This is a genomic window from Phenylobacterium sp. (assembly GCF_030646615.1).
Lineage (GTDB): Bacteria > Pseudomonadota > Alphaproteobacteria > Caulobacterales > Caulobacteraceae > Phenylobacterium.
The window spans coordinates 23,629-41,744 of the sequence record NZ_JAUSLG010000088.1 but is presented as its reverse complement, the minus strand read 5'-3'; the positions used below and the strand labels follow the sequence as shown (position 1 = coordinate 41,744).

The 18,116-nt window shown below is 70.4% G+C and carries 14 protein-coding genes; 8 read left to right on the top strand and 6 right to left on the bottom strand.

The features are described 5' to 3' along the window. Positions 1-117 precede the first annotated feature (117 nt). On the bottom strand, positions 118-1,932 hold the full coding sequence (locus Q7S93_RS15540; RefSeq protein ID WP_304714851.1) for a M2 family metallopeptidase: 1,815 nt from the start codon (positions 1,930-1,932) through the stop codon (positions 118-120). Between the two features lie 146 nt (positions 1,933-2,078). Here Q7S93_RS15540 and Q7S93_RS15535 point away from each other — a divergent pair, with 146 nt between their 5' ends. The 3 genes from Q7S93_RS15535 to pbpC all read left to right on the top strand — a co-directional run bounded on the left by Q7S93_RS15535 (position 2,079) and on the right by pbpC (position 10,816). Then, positions 2,079-3,551, top strand: coding sequence for an NAD-dependent succinate-semialdehyde dehydrogenase (locus Q7S93_RS15535; protein ID WP_304714850.1), 1,473 nt, complete (start codon positions 2,079-2,081; stop codon positions 3,549-3,551). An 84-nt stretch (positions 3,552-3,635) separates the two neighbouring features. After that, a complete protein-coding gene (locus Q7S93_RS15530) occupies positions 3,636-8,726 on the top strand; it encodes an alpha-2-macroglobulin family protein (RefSeq protein ID WP_370652181.1) in 5,091 nt (1,696 codons plus the stop codon). 89 nt (positions 8,727-8,815) lie between these two features. Continuing rightward, entirely contained in the window at positions 8,816-10,816 is a 2,001-nt protein-coding gene (pbpC, locus tag Q7S93_RS15525) for a penicillin-binding protein 1C (protein WP_304714868.1), read from the top strand. 6 nt (positions 10,817-10,822) lie between these two features. On the opposite strand, the gene Q7S93_RS15520 is transcribed toward pbpC, so the two are convergent. The 4 genes from Q7S93_RS15520 to Q7S93_RS15505 all read right to left on the bottom strand — a co-directional run bounded on the left by Q7S93_RS15520 (position 10,823) and on the right by Q7S93_RS15505 (position 13,484). Then, a complete protein-coding gene (locus Q7S93_RS15520; protein WP_304714849.1) occupies positions 10,823-11,434 on the bottom strand; it encodes a carbonic anhydrase in 612 nt (203 codons plus the stop codon). Positions 11,435-11,469: 35 nt separating this feature from the next. Continuing rightward, entirely contained in the window at positions 11,470-12,114 is a 645-nt protein-coding gene (gene maiA, locus Q7S93_RS15515) for a maleylacetoacetate isomerase (RefSeq protein ID WP_304714848.1), read from the bottom strand. Positions 12,115-12,116: 2 nt separating this feature from the next. Next, a complete protein-coding gene (locus tag Q7S93_RS15510) occupies positions 12,117-12,797 on the bottom strand; it encodes a fumarylacetoacetate hydrolase family protein (protein WP_304714866.1) in 681 nt (226 codons plus the stop codon). A gap of 90 nt (positions 12,798-12,887) precedes the next feature. Further along, positions 12,888-13,484: a DUF4142 domain-containing protein gene (locus tag Q7S93_RS15505; RefSeq protein WP_304714846.1), complete on the bottom strand. Its 597-nt coding sequence runs from the start codon at positions 13,482-13,484 to the stop codon at positions 12,888-12,890. 104 nt (positions 13,485-13,588) lie between these two features. On the opposite strand from Q7S93_RS15505, the gene Q7S93_RS15500 reads away from it, so the two are divergent. Beyond that, on the top strand, positions 13,589-14,797 hold the full coding sequence (locus Q7S93_RS15500; RefSeq protein WP_304714845.1) for a CaiB/BaiF CoA transferase family protein: 1,209 nt from the start codon (positions 13,589-13,591) through the stop codon (positions 14,795-14,797). Here the strand turns inward: Q7S93_RS15500 and Q7S93_RS15495 are convergent. Further along, positions 14,794-16,218, bottom strand: coding sequence for an HWE histidine kinase domain-containing protein (locus Q7S93_RS15495; protein ID WP_304714844.1), 1,425 nt, complete (start codon positions 16,216-16,218; stop codon positions 14,794-14,796). The two genes, Q7S93_RS15500 and Q7S93_RS15495, sit on opposite strands and share 4 nt — an antisense overlap. A 166-nt stretch (positions 16,219-16,384) precedes the next feature. Here Q7S93_RS15495 and Q7S93_RS15490 point away from each other — a divergent pair, with 166 nt between their 5' ends. The 4 genes from Q7S93_RS15490 (at position 16,385) to Q7S93_RS15475 (ending at position 18,115) form a co-directional block, all read left to right on the top strand. Next, positions 16,385-16,702, top strand: a complete 318-nt coding sequence (locus Q7S93_RS15490; RefSeq protein WP_304714843.1) for a glycine zipper domain-containing protein — start codon at positions 16,385-16,387, stop codon at positions 16,700-16,702. Next, positions 16,699-17,094: a hypothetical protein gene (locus Q7S93_RS15485; protein WP_304714842.1), complete on the top strand. Its 396-nt coding sequence runs from the start codon at positions 16,699-16,701 to the stop codon at positions 17,092-17,094. Before Q7S93_RS15490 ends, Q7S93_RS15485 begins: the two co-directional genes overlap by 4 nt. A 102-nt stretch (positions 17,095-17,196) precedes the next feature. Then, positions 17,197-17,835: a superoxide dismutase gene (locus Q7S93_RS15480; RefSeq protein ID WP_304714841.1), complete on the top strand. Its 639-nt coding sequence runs from the start codon at positions 17,197-17,199 to the stop codon at positions 17,833-17,835. A 112-nt stretch (positions 17,836-17,947) separates the two neighbouring features. Then, the gene (locus tag Q7S93_RS15475; protein WP_304714840.1) at positions 17,948-18,115 is read left to right on the top strand and encodes a DUF1328 domain-containing protein; all 168 of its coding nucleotides are present in this window, start codon (positions 17,948-17,950) and stop codon (positions 18,113-18,115) included. The last annotated feature ends 1 nt before the right edge of the window (position 18,116 follow it).

Below are 18,116 nucleotides of genomic sequence, written 5' to 3'. Positions count from 1 at the left end.
GGCATGATGAAGCGTCAGGGTAAACGAACCCCCCGCAGAAGACGGTAAACGAAGGACGACCGCCCAGGGCTTGCGACCTGGGCGGCGGGCGCCTTCAGAGGGGATGCGACGGGGTTCTCACCAGCCGCACTGTTCGCCCTGGTTCTGCGCCGTCAGCCAGGTGTTCAGCGGGGCGAAATAGGCCGCCACGGCGCTGGCGTCGGTCTGCCGCTGGCCGGTAAAGGCTTCCAGCGCATCCGGCCAGGGCCTGGACTGGCCCATCTCCATCATGGCGTTGAACTTCGCCCCCATCTCGGCCTGGTCATAGACCGAGCAGCGATGCAGCGGCCCCTGCCAGCCGGCCTGGGCGCAGGCGGCCTGATGGAACTGGAACTGATAGATGTGGGCCAGGAAGTAGCGCATGTACGGGGTGTTTCCGGGGATGTGGTACTTAGCCCCCGGATCAAAGGCCTCAGCCGGCCGCGGGCCGGGCGGGGTGATCCCCTGGTACTGAGTGCGCAGCGCCCACCAGGCCTCGTTGTAGGTCTGTGGCGTGACCTCGCCCGCGAACACCTGCCAGCGCCACTTGTCGACCATCAGGCCGAACGGCAGGAAGGCGATCTTGTCCAGGGCGGTCTTGAGCAGGAACGGAATATCCTCCGCCTCGCCAGGTGCGGTCTCCAGAAGGCCGATCTGCTGCAGATAGGTCGGCGTCAGGGCGGAGAGCGCGGCGAAATCGCCGATCGCCTCGTGGAAGCCGTCATTGGCCCCGCCCTTGAACAGATAGGGCTGATCGGCATAGGCCCGCTGGTAATAGTTGTGGCCCAGTTCATGGTGAACAGTGAAGAAGTCCTCGCCATTCACCAGGGTGCACATCTTGATCCGGATGTCGTCCTTGCCGTCCAGGTTCCAGGCCGAGGCGTGGCACACCACCTCGCGATCCTCGGGCCTGGTGATCATCGACCGTTCCCAGAAGGTCTGCGGCAGCGGCGCCAGGCCGAGCGAGGAGTAGAAGGCCTCGCCGGTCTTCACCATCCGGGTCGGGTCATAGCCCGCCTTCACCAGCAGGTCGTCCAGGTCATAGCTGGAGCGGACCTCGGCCGGCGCGACCACGTCATAGATATTGCCCCAGCTCTGGGCCCACATATTGCCGGTCAGGTCGGCTCGGATCGGGCCGGTGCGGGGCTGGACGGCGTCGCCATAGCGATCATTCAGCCGGGCGCGCACATAGCAGTGCAGGTTCTTGTAGAAGGGCTCGACTTGGCTCCAGAGGCGGTCGGCCTCGCCGGCGAAGGCGTCGGGATCCATGTCGTACTTGTCGCGCCACAGGGCGCCGGCGTCCTTGTAGCCCAGGCCTTCCGACCCCTCATTGGCCAGGGCCACCAGCTGCGCATAGTCGTCCCGCATGGGCGGCGACACCGTGCGCCAGCCCTCCCAGACCGCCTTCAGCTCGGCCGGATCGCGGGACTCCCGCATGATCTCCTCGGCGTCGTTGAGGGTGATCGGCGCGCCCTTATGGCTGAACTTGCCGGTGGAATAGGCGGAGTCCAGGCGGGATTCCAGGCGGGCCAGCTCGGCCGCCGCCCCGGCCCGATCCGGCGCCGGCAAGGTCAGATAGAGCTTGAGCAGCTTCAGCTTGCGCGCCGTGACCGGATCGACCTGGACCCCGTCATACCGGGCCGCCTGCATGGCGAGCTGGGTGGCCAGCTCCTTTTCCTCGCCCACCGCCTTGGCCTCGAGCCACTGGGTGTCCTCGGTGATGTAGGTGGCCCGCACCCAGGCGGACTTGGCGACATAGAGGCTGAGCGCCTCCAGCCTGGCCTCGGCCTCATCAATGAAGGCCTTGGCCTGGGCCGGCGTGGGTTTCTGGGCCGAGGGCTGAGCCTGGGCCGCGCCGAGCGGGCCAAGCCCGATCAGGGCCACCGCCGTGGCGGCCAGAAGTTGGGTTTTCATGCGAAGAGACGTCCTTGCCATGGGCGCGACGCAGCGCGCCGATTGGCGCCGATGCAAACCCTGGCCGGCGGCGGCGTCAAGCCGCCGGCCCCCCGCCGGCCTTCGTGCGTTTGAAGAAGGCGTATTCCCCGATCCAGGAGACCGTCATGTCCGAACAGACATCCCCCCAGGCGCTGGCCAAGCTGGGCGCCGCCCTCATCATCGAGCAGGCCCTGGTGGACGGCCGCTGGATCTCCGGCTCTGGTGAACCCATCGTCGTGGAGGACCCCTCCGAAGAGACGCGCCTGGGCCAGGTCCCCAGCCTGTCGGGTGAAGAGGTGGAGACGGCGATCGCGGCCGCCGCCCGAGCCTTCCCTGACTGGGCCGCCCGCAAGGGCAAGGCCCGGGGCGAAATCCTCAGCCGCTGGGCCGGTCTCGTCACGGCCAATGAGCACGGCCTCGCCGCCCTGATCTCGCTTGAAAACGGCAAGCCCTGGAAGGAGGCCCTGGGCGAGGTCCGCTACGCCAATTCCTTCATCACCTGGTTCGCCGGCATGGCCGAACGGATGGACGGCCGCGCCATCGAGAGCGCCAAGGACGACGACCTGATCCTGGCCTTCCGCGAGCCCGTGGGTCCGGTGGCGGCGATCACGCCCTGGAACTTCCCTGCCGCCATGATCACCCGCAAGGTGGCCGCGGCCTTCTGCGCCGGGTGCACGGTGGTGCTGAAGCCGGCCTCGGCCACTCCGTTTACGGCGCTCGCCCTGGGCAGGCTCGCCCTGGAGGCCGGGGTCCCCGAAGGCGTTTTCTCGGTGGTCACCGGCGCCAACAGCCAGGTGGGCGCACGGCTGACGGGCTCGAAGCTGATCCGCAAACTCTCCTTCACCGGCTCCACCGAGGTCGGCCGCCAGCTGGCCGCCGACTGCGCGCCGACCCTGAAGCGCCTGTCGATGGAGCTGGGCGGCGCCGCGCCCCTCATCGTCTTCGAGGACGCCGACCTGGACGCCGCGGTGGAGGGCGCCATCGCCGCCAAGTTCCGGGCCGCCGGCCAGACCTGCGTCTGCCCCAACCGCCTCTATGTGCATCAGGCCGTGCAGGAGGCCTTCCTCGAGCGTTTCACCGCCCGGGTGGCCGGTCTGAAGGTCGGCAAGCCCTTCGAGGACGGCGTCGAGATCGGTCCGCTGATCAGCGCCAAGGGTCTGGACAAGGTCGAGGGTCACATCGCCCGCACCAAGGCCAGCGGCGGGCGGGTGCTGACCGGCGGCGGCCGCCACAGGCTGGGTGGCCGGTTCTTCCAGCCCACCGTCCTGGCCGGCGGCGACGATCGCCTGTTCGCCGCCGAGGAGACCTTCGGCCCCGTGGCGCCGGTCTTCGGCTTCCTGACCGAGGAGGAGGCGCTGTCGCGGGCCAACGCCTCGGAATTCGGCCTGGCGGCCTATCTGTTCACCCGAGACCTGGACCGCGCCATGCGGGCCGGACGGGCCCTGGAGGCCGGCATCATCGGGGTGAACACCGGCGTGATCTCCAACGCCGCAAACCCCTTCGGGGGCGTCAAGCAGTCGGGCTATGGCCGCGAGGGCTCGACCTATGGGGTGGACGACTATCTGCAGGTGAAGTCCCTCACCCTGGCCCTGGGCTGAGCCTCACCCGGGGGGTGATTGACGGTGACCCCGGCCTCGGTCTCCTCTAGACCGGCTGTCTAAAGCCATGCCGGGGGGAAGCTGATGACGCCGAGCGACGAGAGGCCAGACGAGGCCGTCACCCCGCCGTCCTCCCCTGAAAACGCCCCTGAAGCCGCCGGGGGCGCCCCGCCCAAGGCCCCCTGGTGGCGCAGGGTCAGGGACCGCATGTCGCACGGCCGGGCGCCGGCGGTGGTCGCCGCGGCTCTGATCGTCGCAGCCTTCGGCGGCGGCTTCCTCACCGCCAAGGGCGTGGACATCCTGAGTATTCCCCGCACCGTCGTGGCCGGCGGCGAGGTGGTTCCCGGCGGCTGGTCGCTGTTTGGCCGCCCCCGCGCCGCCGACGCCCCCCGTCGCGGCGTTCCCATGCCCGAGGGCTTCGCCGTCTGGCGCACCCGCATCGACACCAGCGGCGCCCAGCCCCGGGCCTGCGTGGAGATGAGCCGCCCGCTGGATCCCGAGGCCTCCTATGGCGACTACGTCCTGGTCTCCCCCGACCTGGGCGAAACGCCGGCCATCGCCGTGGAAGGCTCCGAGCTCTGCGTCGCAGGCCTGGGCTTCAATGATCGGCGGGTGACCCTGCTCAAGGGCCTGCCCGCCCGCGGCGGCGAGACCCTGGCGGCCAACGCCGATGTCGACTTCACCTTCGGCGAAAAGCCGCCCTTCGTGGGCTTCGCCGGCGACGGGGTCATCCTGCCGCGCGAGGACTCCGACGGCGTCGGCATCGAGACCGTGAATGTCAGCCGGCTGGCGATCGAGGTCTGGCGCGTGGCCGACCGCAACCTGGTCCGCACCTCGATCAGCGCGCCGGACCCCACCGCCGAGGGGGAGTATGCCTATGACTGGGGCTCCGACAGCCCCGACCAGGAGGGCCAGAAGGTCTGGACCGGCGAGGTCGCCGTCGTGGGCGAGGCCGGCCAGCGGGCCACCACGGTCTTCCCCCTGGGCGCCGTCCTGCGCGAGATGAAGCCCGGCGGATATGTGATCAAGGCCCGCGACGCCTCGGGCGGCCGCAGCCTCGCCGACAGCGACAATAATCCCCCGGCCCAGGCCCGGCGCTGGATCGTCTTCACCGACATGGCGCTCAGCGCCTATGCCGGGGCCGAGGCCACCGATGTGGTCGTGCGATCCCTGAAGAGCGCCCGCACCCTGTCGGGCATCCGCGTGGCCCTGGTGGCCGCCAATGGCGAGGACCTGGCCGAGGCCCGCACCGACGGTCAGGGCCGCGCCCGCTTCGACGCCGCCCTGACCAAGGGCGACGGCGCCCTGCGGGCCAAGATGATCATGGCCTATGGGCCGCAGGGGGATCTGGCCGTCCTCGACCTGGACCGCCCGCCGGCGGACCTGTCGCGCCTGGGGGTCGGCGGGCGCATCGAGGCCGCCGCCGTCAGCACGTCGGGCCGCACCGCAGGCGCGGTGGTGGACGCCTATCTCTACACCGACCGCGGCGTCTATCGCCCGGGCGAGACCGTCCATCTGAACGCCCTGATGCGCGACCGCGAGGCCCGGGCGGTCAAGGACCGCAAAGGCGCCCTCGTGGTGCGTCGCCCGTCTGGGGTGGAATTCCGCCGCTACGCCTTCGATGGCGCGCCCCTGGGATCGGCCGCCGCCAATATCGACCTGCCCCGCAGCGCGCCCCGCGGGCGCTGGCGCGCCACCCTTGAGATCGAAGGGCTGGAGACCCCGGCCGGCGAGGTGACCTTCGCCGTCGAGGACTTCGCCCCCCAACGCCTGGCCGTCACCGTGACCGGCCAGGCCGCGACGCCTGTGGCGGTGGGCCAGAGCCGCAATCTCGATATCAACGCACGCTTCCTCTATGGCGCGCCGGGCTCTGGCCTGCAGGCCGAGGGCGAGGCGCGACTGCGGGTCGATCCCGACCCCTTCCCCGCCTTCGAGGACTATCAGTGGGGCGACCAGCGCGAACCCTTCCAGGAGGTGTTCGTCGACCTTGGCCGTACGGTCACCGACGGCGAGGGCCGGGCGATCATCACCCTGCCGCCCCAGGCCGCCGAAAACGCCCAGCCCCTGGTGGCCGCCACGACGGTGAGCGTTTTCGAGCCGGGCGGCCGGCCGGTGCGGGACTCCCTGGACCTGAAGATCCGTCCCCGCTCGACCTATCTGGGGGTCAAGGTCGATCAGGCCGAGGGCGCCGGCGGCCGCGACCCGACGGTCAGCCTCGACCTCATCGCCGTCAATCCCGCCGGTCAACGCATCGCCGCCCCGGGGGTCACCTGGCGGCTGGTGTCGGAGAACTGGGACTATGACTGGTTCCAGCAGGACGGCCGCTGGCAATGGCGCCGGACGAGCCGCGACGCCCTGGTGGACCAGGGCAGCGTCAATGTCGCCGCCGGCGAGCCGGCCCGTCTTTCGCGTCGCCTGGGCTGGGGGGACTATCGCATCGAGCTGACCGGGCCAGATGGCGCCGCCAGCGTCATCCGCTTCACCTCCGGCTGGGGCGCGCCGGCGCAGGACGCCGAGGCGCCTGACATCGTCCGGGTCAGCGCCGGCGACAAGACCTATGCGCAAGGCGACACCGTCGAGATCACGCTGAAGCCGCCCTATGCCGGCGAGGTCCAGGTGGCGGTGGCCACAGACCGGGTGCTCGACTTCCGCACCCTGACCGTGGGCGAGAATGGCGGAACCGTGCGGTTCCAGACCGACGCCCGCTGGGGCGGCGGCGCCTATGTGATGGTCACGGTGGTCCAGCCCCGCGATCCCGTCCAGACGCCCAAGCCCCGCCGGGCCCTGGGTCTGGTCTATGTTCCCCTCGACCCCAAGGGCCGCAAGCTCGAGGTCGACCTGGGCACGGCGGAAAAGGCCGGCGCCCGCGACGCCCTGTCGGTGCCGATCACGGTCCGCGGCGCAGGCCTTGGCCAGCGGGTGCGCGTCACCCTGGCCGCTGTCGACGAAGGCATCCTGCAACTCACCCGCTTCGACAGTCCCGACCCCGCCAAGTGGTACTTCGGCAAGCGGGCGCTCGGCGTCGATTATCGTGACGATTATGGCCGCCTGCTGGACCCCAATCTCGGGGCGCCGGCCAATGTGAACTTCGGCGGCGACGAGATCGGCGGCGAAGGGCTGACCGTCACCCCGATCAAGACCGTGGCCCTCTGGTCCGGGGTCGTGGAGACCGGCCGGGACGGCAAGGCGACCATCCAGTTGCCGGCGCCGGACTTCAACGGCGAGCTAAGGCTGATGGCCGTGGCCTGGACCGACGACGCCGTCGGCTCGGCCTCCAAGCCCCTGGTGGTGCGCGAGCCGGTGGTGGCCGAACTGGCCCTGCCCCGCTTCCTGGCGCCCGGCGACACCGCCTTCGCCACCCTGGAGCTGCACAATATCGAGGGCCGGGCCGGCGAGTACATCGCCCAGCTCACCGGCGAGGGCGGCATTCTCGCCCCCTTCCGCAAGGCCTATGAGCTGGCCATCGGCCGGCGCCTGGCCGAACGGGTCCCCCTCGAAGCGCCGCGGGTCGCAGGTATCGGCAAGGTGAGCCTGGCCGTGACCGGACCCGGATTCTCCAGCACACGGGACTATCCGTTGCAGACGCGCCTGGGCTGGGGTCGCGAGACCCGCACCACCACGGCCCTGCAACAGCCCGGCGCGGCGTTCACGCCGACGCCGCAGCTGCTGGCCGGCCTGGCGGCGGGCGATGCGACCCTGCAGGTCAGCTATTCGCCCTTCCGCGGCTTCGATCCCGGGCCGATCGCGGTGTCCCTGCTGCGCTATCCCTATGGCTGCACCGAGCAGCTGGTGTCGGCGGCCTATCCGCTGCTCTACGCCAGCAACGTGTCCCAGGACCCCAAGGCTCGCCGCTCCAGCGCCGGTCTCAACCAGGCGGTCAGCCGTCTGCTGGACCGTCAGACCCTGGATGGCGCCTTCGGCCTCTGGCGGGTGGGCGACGGGGAGGCCGACGCCTGGCTCGGCGCCTATGCCACCGACTTCCTGATCGAGGCGCAGCAGGCCGGCGCCCTCGTGCCCGCCTCCGCCCTCGACCGGGCGCTCGGCGCCATGCGCCAGATCTCCCGCCCTGAGGGTTGGGCCAGCGTCTCCTACCGGCTGGAATATCCCGCCTGGTGGGCGGGCTCGCCCCAGGCCTCACAGACCGCCACGGAGTCCATGCGCCGAAGGGCGTCGGCCTATGCCCTCTATGTGCTGGCCAAGGGCGGCCGCGGCGACCTGGCCCGGCTGCGCTGGTGGCACGATGTCCAGATGAAGTCCGAGGCCTCGCCGCTGGCCAAGGCCCATGTGGGCGCGGGCCTGGCCCTGATGGGCGACAAGGCAAGGTCCCGCTCGGCCTTCCGCCAGGCGGTGCGATCGCTCAGCTATCGCGAGGAGGCCGACTGGTACCAGAGCCCGCTCCGCGACCTCGCCGCGGTGATCGCCCTGGCCTATGAGGCCGGGGAGCCCGAGATCGCCCGCGACCTGCAGGGCCGCCTCGAAAACGCCGTCGAGGACCCCGAGGCGCTCAACACCCAGGAACAGGCCCGCCTGCTGCAGGCGGCCCAGGCGATGATGAGCGCCGCAGGGCCCATAAGCATCGAGGCGTCCGGCGCCATCCCCCTGACCGCCGTCGCCGGCGGTCCTCGCTGGGCGGTGGGCCGGCTGGCGGACTCCCGCTTCGTCAATTCGGGCGAAGGCGCCGTGTGGCGGACGGTCACCGTCACCGGCGCGCCCGTCTCGGCGCCCTCGGCGGCCAGCAACGGCCTGACCCTGCAGAAGCGGATGCTCAGCTTCACCGGCGGGCCGGTGGACCCTGCCAGCCTGACCCAGGGCGACCGGGTGATCATCATCGTCTCGGGGCGCGCCCAGCAGGCGCGGTCCATGGCCCTGGTGATTGACGATCCCCTGCCCGCCGGCTTCGAGATCGAGACGGTGCTGGGCCCAGACGACGCCCAGAGCGGGCCGTTCCGCTTCCTGGGCGAGCTGTCCTCGGCCGATGTGCAGGAGGCCCGCGATGATCGCTACGTCGCGGCCATGGACCTGCCCGGCCGCGAGGACTTCGCCTTCGCCTATGTGGCCCGGGCGGTGACGCCCGGCGACTTCCTGCTGCCTGGCGCCCAGGCCCACGACATGTACCGTCCGGCGGTCAACGCCCGCACCAGCGTCGGCCGCACGGTGATCGCGCCCGGCCAGTGACAGGTCTGGCGTCCCTGAAGGCGAGGGCCAGGCGGGCGGCGAGTTCGCCCCTTGTGGTCCGTCGCCTGACCCAGGGCCTGCTGGTGGCCATGGGGCTGCAGGCGGTTGGGCTGGCCCTGGACGCCGCCCTGCCGCCGGACCTGTCGCGGGGCGCCCAGGCCTCGCCCGTGGCGCTCGACCGCCGCGGCGCCTGGCTGCGCGCCCTGCCGGTGGAGGATGGCCGCTGGCGTATCCGGGCCGATTTGACGAGGACCGATGAGACCTTCGTCGAGCGCCTGATCGCCGTGGAGGACGCCCGCTTCTGGCGCCATCCCGGGGTCGATCCCTTGGCCGTGGTCCGCGCTGCGGGTTCGGCGGCGATCACAGGCGAAGTCAGCTCCGGCGCCTCGACGCTCACCATGCAGACCGCGCGGTTGCTGACGCCGCGGCCGCGCACCGTGCCGGCTAAGCTGGTGGAGATGATTCGCGCGGTGCAGATCGAGGCCCGCCTGTCCAAGCGCGAGATCCTCGCCCTCTATCTGACGCTGGCCCCCTATGGCGGCAATCTGGAGGGGGTGCGGGCCGCCAGCCTCTCCTATTTCGGCCATGAGCCCTCGACCCTGACGCCTGGCCAGCAGGCCCTGCTGATCGCCCTGCCCCAGTCCCCTGAGGCCCGGCGGCCCGACCGACGACCCGAAGCCTCCCGCCGCGCGCGGGCCCAGGTGCTGGGCAAGATGGTGCGGGCCGGCGTGCTGAGCCCGGTGGAGGCCGCCGAGGCCGGCGCTGAGCCCATGCCTAGCCGCGCCCCCTTTCCGGCGCTCGCCTGGCACGCGGCCGGCGAACTGGCGCGGGCCGCTCGCGCCGATCAGGCCTCGGTGGTCTCCACCTTGGATGCGGGCCTGCAGGCACAGCTCGAACCCCTGGTGGCCCGCGCCGCCCGCGCCCAGGGGGCGGAGGCCAGCGCGGCGGTGATGGTCGTGGCGCTGGACGGCCGGGCGGTGCGCGCTTCGGTGGGGTCGGCGGGGCTGGACCGGGCCGGCGGCTGGATCGACATGACCCGGGCCCGGCGGTCCCCCGGCTCGGCCCTGAAGCCCTTCATCTACGCCATGGCCTTCGAACAGGGGCTGGCGGCGCCCGACACCCGCATGGCCGATGCGCCGCGGCGCTATGCCGATTACCAGCCGGAGAATTTCGACCGGGTCTTCCACGATCAGGTCACCGCCCGGGAAGCCCTGACCCACTCCCTGAACGTGCCGGCCGTCGACACCCTCGCCCGCCTGGGTCCCGCGGCGTTCGAGGCCCGGCTGGAGGCCGCTGGCGTGCGCCTGTGGCGGCCCAGATCCGAGACCCGCGACGCCGGTCTGGCCATCGCGCTGGGCGGCGTCGGCGTGTCCCTGCGGGATATGGCGGTGCTCTATGGCGCCCTGGGCGACGGGGGCCTGGCGCGGCCTCTGGCCTGGACCGAGGCCGAAGCCCACGATCGGCGAGAACAGCGCGGTGTGCGGCTGGTGAGCCAGACGGCGGCCGACGAGGTCCTGGCCATCCTGCGGGAGACCCCGCCGCCCGCCGGCGTGACCCCCGCGGCTCTGGGCCGAGGCCGGCCGCTGATGGCCTACAAGACCGGCACCTCCTACGGCTTTCGCGACGCCGTGGCCGCAGGCGTCGTCGGCGGCCACGTGATCGTGGTCTGGAGCGGCCGGGCCGATGGCGGCGCCCGGGCCGGCCTGACCGGACGCAACGCCGCCCTGCCCTTGCTGTTCGAGGTCGCCGACCTGCTGCAGAGCCCGCCCGCCGCCCCGCCGCCGCTCGCCCCCCGCAACGCGCCGGTCGCCCTGGACGATCAGACCCGGACCACCGAAGGCCCGCGCCTGATCTTTCCCCCCGACGGGGCGGTGGTGCAGGTGGACGCCTATGGCCCCGGCTCCCGCGGCCTGGTCCTGGCGGCCAGTGGCGAGGAGCTGAACTGGTATGTGGCCGGCCAGCCGCTCAGCCCCGATCCCTTGAGCGGCCAGGTGCTCTGGCGGCCGGAGGGACCGGGCTTCTACGATCTCAATGTGGTCGACGGGCAAGGCCGCGCCGCCCGCGCCCAGGTGCGTATCCGCGGCGGCTGAGAATCTCTAGTAGAGCCGGGCCAGGTCCTCGGGTCCGCTGCAGGTGACGTTCATGTCGTTCACCAGGCCGTTGGACAGGGAATAGACCCAGCCGTGGATGCTGATCGGCTGGTCCCGCAACCAGGCTTCCCGGATGAAGACGTCGGAGGCCACATTGCGCACCTGCCGGATGACGTTCAGCTCGCACAGGCGGTCATGGCGGGCATGCTCGTCCATGGCCTCGAGCTCGGCGCGGTTGGCGGCGTAGACCTCGCGGATCGGATGCAGCCAATGGTCGACGAGCCCCCGGCGCTGGCCATCGATGGCGGCGACCACCCCCCCGCAGCCATAGTGACCGACCACCATGATGTGCTTCACCTTCAGCACGTCCACGGCGAACTGCAGCACCGACAGATAGTTGGCGTCCTGGGGCGGGGCGAGATTGGCCACGTTGCGGTGGACGAACAGCTCGCCGGGATCGAGGCCGACGATCTCATTGGCCGGCACGCGGCTGTCGGCGCAGCCGATCCACAGATATTCGGGGCTCTGCTGGCCGACGAGGCGCTGGAAGAAGCCGGGGTCGACCGCGAGCTTGCCCTGCGCCCAGGCCCGGTTGTTGTCCTTCAGGTGGTCGAGCATCGGTGAGAACCTCCCTGTACGTCGCTTAGGCGCGCCTAACCCCGCGCAGGCGCGTCGGGCTGCTGGTCCGGGTGGGCCGTGGCGAAGGCGGGATGCGCCCGCCCCCGTTCGGCCGCAGCCCTTATGGCCGGATAGGGCGAAAGGTCCACCCCGAAGCGGTCGGCCGAATAGACCTGGGGGACGAGGCAGCAGTCGGCCAGACCGGGCTCGGCCCCATAGGCGAAGCCCTGGCCGTGGCGGGCGATCATCGGCTCCAGGGCGTCGAAACCCTCGGTCATCCAGCGCGCCACCCAGGCCTGCCGGTCGGCCTCGCCGACTCCCAGAGCAGCCAGTTGCTGCTGGATGCGCAGATTGTTGAGCGGGTGAATGTCGCAGGCGATGATCCCGGCCATGGCGCGAACCACCTGGCGGCCGGCGGGATCGGGCGGCAGCAGGGGCGGCGAGGGGTGGGTCTCCTCCAGCCATTCCATCAGCGCCAGGCTCTGGGTCATGGTCGCCTCGCCCTCGACCAGCATCGGGGTCAGGCCCTGGGGATTGCGCGCCAGATAGGCCGCCGTTCGCTGCTCGCCCTTGGGCAGGTTGACCGGGATATAGTCGTAGGCGAGCCCCTTGAGCGCCAGGGCGATGCGCACCCGATAAGGCGCGGTGGCCCGCCAGGAACTGTAGAGGGTCAACGCCATGGTCAGAGCACCCTGAAGCTGAGCTCGCCGACGCCGTCCACGGCGCCCGCCACCTGGTCGCCGCGGGCGAGGGGACCGACGCCCTCAGGCGTCCCGGTGAAGATCAGGTCGCCGGGCGCCAGCGCCCACAGCTTCGAGGCCTGGGCGATGATCTCGGCGACATTCCAGATCATGTCGGACACCAGGGCGTCCTGTCGCGGCTGTCCGTTCACCGTCGCAGCGATGCGGCCCTGGGGCGCGGGGCCGCTCCAGCGGCGGATGGCCGAGATGGGCGCCGACTGGTCGAAGCCCTTGGAGGCGTCCCAGGGGTGGCCCTTGTCCTTGGCGGCGGCCTGCAGGTCACGGCGGGTCAGGTCGAAGCCGACGCCGTAGCCGAAGACGAGGTCGAGCGCCTGGTCCACCGGCACGTCCGCGCCCCCGGCGCCCAGGGCCACCACCAGCTCGATCTCGTGATGCAGGTCGGCCGTGGCCGACGGATAGGCCACGTCGCCGCCCGGGCGCACGAGGGCGTCGGCCGGCTTGGCGAAGAAGAACGGCGGATCGCGGTCGTCCCCGCCCATCTCCCGACGGTGGGCGGCGTAGTTGCGCCCCACGCAGAGAATTCGGCGAACCGGGAACTGCCCGTCCTCGCCAAGGACAGGCACGGCGACGACGGGGGGCGGAGCCAGGACATATGCGGTCATGGTCAAGGCCGTACTCCCACCACCGGCCAAAGAAAAGGCTCCCGCGGGATGCGGGAGCCTGATCTCGATCGGTCGTTGGGTCGGGGCGCCTTAGGTGGCGTTGGCCAGGCGGTCCTGCAGCGCCTTGGCCTGGTCCAGGTGCTGCTGGATGGCCGGCGCGGTGGCCGCGGCGAAGGCCTGCAGACCCGGCATGTCGCCATCGCCGGCATAACGCTGCATCAGGTTGAGCGCCTTCTGGTGAGTCTCCACCTGCAGGTCGATATACGCCTTGTCGAAGTCAGCGGCCGCGGTCTCACGCAGATCGTTGAGTTCATCGGTCACCTCCTGGTCGGCGGTGGTCGGGGGCGTGAGCGGCTGGCCGGTGGCTTCCACGGCCGTCTTCAGATCCCGCGTGGTCTTGGTGTGGGCGTCGACCATCATCTGGGCGAAGGCCTTGACCTCGGCGTTCTGGGCGCGCTCCACGGCCATCTGCGAGGACTGGATCTCCAGCATGTCGTTCTGGGCGGCCAGGCGGACGAAGTCAGGGGCCGAGGCTTCGTCGGCCATGGTCGGGACGGTGGCGGCGGGGTTGGCGTCGGGGGTCACGCTTTCGGCCGGGGCGGTGGCGGACCGGTCAGCTGGCTGACCGCAGGCGGCGAGCGAGAGGGCGGCGATCGCGGCGCCCGCGATAAGCAGGTGGCGGGTCATGTGAACTCCTGAGACGTTGACAAATTCTGGCGTCGCACCTGTCGATGCGTCGGGTCTACAACTCACGCGCTCGTGATCTGTTCCAAGAAACTGGGGAGAGCCCAATGGCTGACACAACCGCGCAGGGGCCCTTGGCGGGCCTGCGGGTCATCGAAATGGGCTCGCTGATCGCAGGCCCCTTCTGCGGTCAGATCCTGGGCGACTTCGGGGCCGAGGTGATCAAGCTGGAGGATCCCCGCACCGGCGATCCCATGCGCCAGTGGGGCCGCAGCCTGCCCAAGGGCCAGTCGCCCTGGTGGCCCGTCATCGGCCGCAACAAGAAGTCCGTCGGCCTCGACCTGCGCCAGCCCGAAGGCCAGGACCTGGCCCGGACCCTGATCGCCTCGGCCGACATCGTCATCGAGAACTTTCGCCCCGGCGCCATGGAAAAGTGGGGCCTGTCCTATGAGGCGCTCTCGGCGTCCAACCCCGGACTGATCATGGCCCGGGTCTCGGGCTTCGGCCAGACTGGCCCCCTGTCGCACCGGGCCGGCTATGGGTTGATCGGCGAGGCCATGGGCGGCCTGCGCCATATCACCGGCGAGCCAGACCGCCCGCCGGCCCGGGCGGGCATCTCCATCGGCGACAGCCTGGCGGCCATGCATGCGGCCATGGGGGTGATGATGGCGCTGCAGTCGCGGCACGCCACCGGCCGCGGCCAGGTGGTGGACGCCGCCCTCTATGAGAGCGTGCTGGCGGTGATGGAGAACCTGATCACGGAATACGACCTCACCGGCTATGCGCGGGAACGCTCAGGCTCGGTCCTGCCGGGGATCGCGCCGTCCAATGTCTATCCCTGCGCCGGCGACGAGATGATCCTGATCGGCGGCAATGGCGACACGGTCTTCGCCCGCCTCTGCGAGGTCATGGGCCAGCCCGGCCTGGCGCAAGATCCCCGATTCGCCACCCATGCCGCCCGCGGCGAGCGCCAGGGGGAGCTGGACGCGCTGATCAGCGCCTGGACGGCGACCTACAGCCTGGACGACCTCCAGGCGCGCCTGGAGGAAAAAGGCGTGCCCTGCGGCCGCATCTATCGGGCGCCGGACATGCTGACCGACCCGCACTTCGCCGCCCGGGAGGCCATCGTCACCCTGGATCACCCGGTGTTCGGCCAGGTGAAGATGCAGAACGTCTTCCCCAAGCTCTCGGCGACCCCGGGCCAGGTGCGCTGGCCAGGACCGCCCTTGGGCGCCCATACCGATGAGGTGCTGCAGGCCCTGGCTGGGCTGTCGCCGCAGGAGTTGAGCGATCTCCGAACGCGGGGCGTCATCTAAGCCTTGCCGCCGGTTCGCAGCAAATCGGCCACCGCCGCGGTGACCTGGGTCACGTCATAGGGCTTGCGGATCACCGGCGCCCCAAAGCCGCTCGGCGCGCCGCCGGCGTCGCCATAGCCGGTGGCGAAGACGAAGGGCACGCCGCGCTCAGCCAGGATATCGGCCACCGGGCTGACCGAAAGACCGTTGAGATTGGCGTCGAGAACCGCAGCGTCGATCCTCTGGTCCAGAAGCGCCAGGGCCTCCTCCAGTTCATAGGCCGGCCCGATGACGATGGCGCCGGCCTCCGACAGGCCCGTCTCCAGCTCCATGGCCAGCAGAGCTGCGTCCTCGACGATCAGGACCCGGGCCCCGGCGAGATTCGCCGGGCCGGCCGGTCCAGAGGCGGTCTCGGCGGCGCGGCGGGTCGGGGCCTCGGGCACATTGTCCGGACGCGCCACCAGGGCGGCTGGGCCCGCCTCGAATCTGGCCCGAGCGCCGGTGGGCGGGAACTCCAGCGAAGTGGCCCCATTCAGCTCGCGCCCAGTCACCTGACTGAGCAGCGTGGCGCCGAACCCAGTCCGCAACGGCTGCGTGGCCACCGGCCCGCCGGACTCGGTCCAGTCGAGGACGAAGCCGCCGTTCGGCGTCGTCCTCCAGGACACCAGGACCTGGCCGGTCTCCACCGACAGGGCGCCATATTTCAGGGCGTTGGTGGCCAGTTCGTGGAAGGCCAGGGACAGGGCGTTGGCCGCCCGCGGCGTGAGGAACAGGTCTGGCCCCTCCCACCGCGTCTGGCCCGGCGCCAGGCCCCCCAGCTCGGCGGCCGCCAGATGATCGATGGCCGCGCCGCGCCACCGGGCCGCCGTCAGCAGCTCATTGGCCGACCCCATGGACTTCAGCCGGCCCGAAAAGGCCTGCAGGAAGCTGCCCATCGACGAGGTCCGTCGCGCCGTCTGAACCGCCAGCGCCTGGACCGTGGCCAGGACATTCTTCACCCGGTGGTCGATCTCGGCCATCAGGGCCTGGCGCTGACCCTCCTCGATCTTGCGGCTCGTGATGTCCTCGACAATGCCGATAACCCCCTGGACCTCACCGCTGGGGTCGCGAATCCTCTGGCCCACGACTCGCAGCCAGACCTGAGGCTGGCCCGGGCGCGGCGCGGCGCGGCACTCGATCTCGTAGCGGTCATGAGCGTCGAACCCGGCGCGGATCTGACGAAGGGTCTCTTCGAAGTCATCGGGATGGATGCGCGGCCACAGCGCCTTGCCGCCCTCGGCCGGCAGATAGCCGGCCTCGCCGCCGGTGATGGCGGCCATGCGCTCGCTGATCACATAGAAATCACCGGGCACATCGTACTGGAATTCCCCGAGGCCTGCGGCCTGGAGAGCCAGTTCGAGGTGCTCGATATCCAGGCGAGCGCGCCTTGCGTCTGCGACCATCCATCGACCCTAGCGCCGGGATTGTGCCGAAGCGACAGGAACTGTGGAGGTATTGCGAAGTTTTGCCGCAGGGTGGCCTGGAACCGGGAACCGCCCTGGCCTATGTCACGTTCAGGCAGAGCCCTGTGCGAGGCGTGCGGGGACCTCGAACCTGTGGAGAACCTTCATGACGAATGCTGCCGACCGAGCCACGAGCGAAGCCAAGGCGGCCGCCAGCTCCGCGGCCACCTCCGCCCAGGTGCTTGCTGACGACGCTCAGCGCACCTTCCGCGACGCCGCCAAGCACTTCGAACGGGCGGTCCAGGAGGGCGTCGAACAGATTCGCGCCCAATCGCGCGCCTATGCCGACACGGCGGGCGAGCAGATGGAAGAAGCTCAGCGCTACGTGGTCGAACACGTGCGCGAACGTCCCCTGGCTGCCACGGGCGTGGCTGTCGGCGTGGGCGTGGTGATCGGCCTTCTGCTCGCCGGCGGTCGCCGTTGATTGAAAAGGCGCTCACCGCCGTCATCGGCCTGGCCGCCATCTGGGCGCTGACCATGCTCTGCGTCGGGGCGGCGGGGTTCGCCCTGTTTGCGCTGCTGGCAGGTCCGATCGGGCCGGCCGGGGCCGCGGGCGTCCTAGCCCTGGTGACCGGCCTGCTGCTGGTGGTCGCCGTTTTCGCCGTTCGGGGGAAGGGTCCGACCCTGCCCGTTCTGCACGAGGACGACAGCCTCACCGCCCGGGCGTTTGACCTGGCCCGCCAGCATCCCCTCGCCGCCGGCGCTGCGGGTCTTCTGGCGGTGCTGACCGCGGGAACCCTTGCGGTCAAGAACCCCAAGGTGATCGCGGCGGCGCTCAGCGCTTTCCTGGCTGGCCGTTCGGCCGGCCGACACTAGCTTTGTCGATCCCGACCACGGGATCGCAAATGAAGCCCGCCAGGCGCGTCCCTTCGGGGGCGCGCTGCTTCACGTGACCACCCCACGACCCCAAGGACCGCCATGTTCAAGCTCCCTGACCTGCCCTACGCCTATGACGCCCTGTCGCCGGTGATCTCCGCCGAGACCATGGGCTATCACCACGACAAGCATCACGCCAAATATGTGGACACCCTCAACGACCTGCTGAAGGCGTCGGGCGAGAGCCCCGCCAGCCTGGAAGAAGTGGTCAAGGCCGCAGCCGGCGATCCGGCCAAGAAGAAGCTCTTCAACAACGCAGCCCAGACCTACAACCACACCTTCTTCTGGACCTGCATGATCGGCGAGAAGCAGACGCCGCAGGGTGATCTGGCCGCGGCCATCGACCGGGACTTCGGTGGCATGGACAAGCTGAAGGAAGCCTTCGTCACCGAGTCTGTGAACCATTTCGCGTCCGGCTGGGGCTGGCTGGCCGCCGAGGGCGATAAGCTGAAGGTGCTGTCGACCCACGACGCCGACGACCTCCTGACCCATCAGGGCCTGACGCCGCTGCTGACCTGCGACGTCTGGGAGCACGCCTATTATCTGGACCACCAGAACGACCGTAAGGCCTTCGTCGAAGCCTGGTTCGACAACCTCCCGCATTGGACCTTCGCCGCCGCCCAGTATGACGCCGCCCGCGGCAAGGGTCAGGCCTGGCGTCACCCCGTGCCCACGGCCTGATCGCCGGGCTGGGAACAGCTTACAGTCAAGCACGTTGGAATCCCGCGGCCTTTCAGGTCGCGGGATTTTCTTTGGCGGCGCCGATCGCCACCTTCAAGAGGAACGTGAGACGTTGAGCTGGGCTCTGGTATTTCTGGTGGTCGCACTGATCGCCGGTGTGCTTGGATTCACCTCGATCGCCGGCGCCGCCGTCGGCATCGCCAAGATCCTGTTCTTTGTCTTCCTGGTGCTGTTCGTGGTCTCGGCCATCATGCACATGGTGCGCGGCCGCCGGGTCTAGC

Excerpts from the sequence above, each read along its gene's own strand:
- Q7S93_RS15540 (WP_304714851.1), bottom strand. The coding sequence starts at position 1,932 with ATGAAAACCCAACTTCTGGCCGCCACGGCGGTGGCCCTGATCGGGCTT.
- Q7S93_RS15535 (WP_304714850.1), top strand. The coding sequence starts at position 2,079 with ATGTCCGAACAGACATCCCCCCAGGCGCTGGCCAAGCTGGGCGCCGCC.
- Q7S93_RS15530 (WP_370652181.1), top strand. The coding sequence starts at position 3,636 with ATGACGCCGAGCGACGAGAGGCCAGACGAGGCCGTCACCCCGCCGTCC.
- pbpC (WP_304714868.1), top strand. The coding sequence starts at position 8,816 with ATGGGGCTGCAGGCGGTTGGGCTGGCCCTGGACGCCGCCCTGCCGCCG.
- Q7S93_RS15520 (WP_304714849.1), bottom strand. The coding sequence starts at position 11,434 with ATGCTCGACCACCTGAAGGACAACAACCGGGCCTGGGCGCAGGGCAAG.
- maiA (WP_304714848.1), bottom strand. The coding sequence starts at position 12,114 with ATGGCGTTGACCCTCTACAGTTCCTGGCGGGCCACCGCGCCTTATCGG.
- Q7S93_RS15510 (WP_304714866.1), bottom strand. The coding sequence starts at position 12,797 with ATGACCGCATATGTCCTGGCTCCGCCCCCCGTCGTCGCCGTGCCTGTC.
- Q7S93_RS15505 (WP_304714846.1), bottom strand. The coding sequence starts at position 13,484 with ATGACCCGCCACCTGCTTATCGCGGGCGCCGCGATCGCCGCCCTCTCG.
- Q7S93_RS15500 (WP_304714845.1), top strand. The coding sequence starts at position 13,589 with ATGGCTGACACAACCGCGCAGGGGCCCTTGGCGGGCCTGCGGGTCATC.
- Q7S93_RS15495 (WP_304714844.1), bottom strand. The coding sequence starts at position 16,218 with ATGGTCGCAGACGCAAGGCGCGCTCGCCTGGATATCGAGCACCTCGAA.
- Q7S93_RS15490 (WP_304714843.1), top strand. The coding sequence starts at position 16,385 with ATGACGAATGCTGCCGACCGAGCCACGAGCGAAGCCAAGGCGGCCGCC.
- Q7S93_RS15480 (WP_304714841.1), top strand. The coding sequence starts at position 17,197 with ATGTTCAAGCTCCCTGACCTGCCCTACGCCTATGACGCCCTGTCGCCG.